Origin of the sequence: Falsiroseomonas oryzae (genome assembly GCF_027856955.1) — a bacterium.
Lineage (GTDB): Bacteria > Pseudomonadota > Alphaproteobacteria > Acetobacterales > Acetobacteraceae > Falsiroseomonas > Falsiroseomonas oryzae.
In genome coordinates this window covers 1-680 of the sequence record NZ_JAPSMD010000959.1, presented here as the reverse complement: position 1 = coordinate 680, position 680 = coordinate 1, and the positions used below count along the sequence as shown (strand labels likewise).

Sequence of the window (680 nt, the reverse complement as noted above, 5' to 3'; positions counted from 1 at the left end):
GGCCGGCGCGCTCCGCCGCCGCGGCGCCACGCAGCGCCTCCACCACGCCCGCGCCGGGCGCGGCCAGTGCCGGCGGTGCGGCCAGGACCGTGGCGGAAAGGAGAGCGCGGCGAGGGAGGCGCATGGCTCACTCCACGCCGAGCAGTTCCACGTCGAACACCAGCGTGGCGTTCGGCGGGATGACGCCGCCGGCGCCCCGCGCGCCATAGCCGAACTCCGGCGGGATGGTCAGGCGACGATGGCCGCCGACGCGCATGCCCGCGACGCCGCGGTCCCAGCCCGCGATCACCTGGCCGGCGCCGAGCCGGAAGCCGAAGGCCTCGCCGCGGTCGCGGGAGCTGTCGAACTTGCGGCCCTTCGTCTCCGGCGCGGCAGGGTCGAACAGCCAGCCGGTGTAATGGACGGAGACCTGCTTGCCGGACAGCGCCATCGTGCCGGTACCCTCCGTGATGTCGGTCATCTGCAGCAGCATGGGCAAGCGTTCCTTGGGTTGGGGCGGAAGGTTCCGCTGTTCGCCCTCAGGCTAGCCCGCGGCGCGGCTCAGGCGAAGGCCCAGCGCAGGGTGCGCGCCATGCCCAGCGTGCCGGCGCGGACCAGCGGGCGGGGCGGGGCGGGCAGGCCGTGCATCCGGCGCGCCCAGTCCGGCAGCAGGTCCACGCCGGCCTGCGCGGTCAGCGCCT

Annotated in this window: 1 protein-coding gene; it reads right to left on the bottom strand. The window is 75.7% G+C overall.

Annotation, left to right across the window (positions count from 1 at the left end):
- Positions 1 to 127 precede the first annotated feature (127 nt).
- Positions 128 to 472, bottom strand: a complete 345-nt coding sequence (locus tag OZN99_RS32950; RefSeq protein ID WP_408612003.1) for an FKBP-type peptidyl-prolyl cis-trans isomerase — start codon at positions 470 to 472, stop codon at positions 128 to 130.
- Positions 473 to 680 lie beyond the last annotated feature (208 nt).

Bases quoted from the DNA above. Each gene is read 5' to 3' on its own strand.
- OZN99_RS32950 (WP_408612003.1), bottom strand. From the start codon at position 472: ATGCTGCTGCAGATGACCGACATCACGGAGGGTACCGGCACGATGGCG.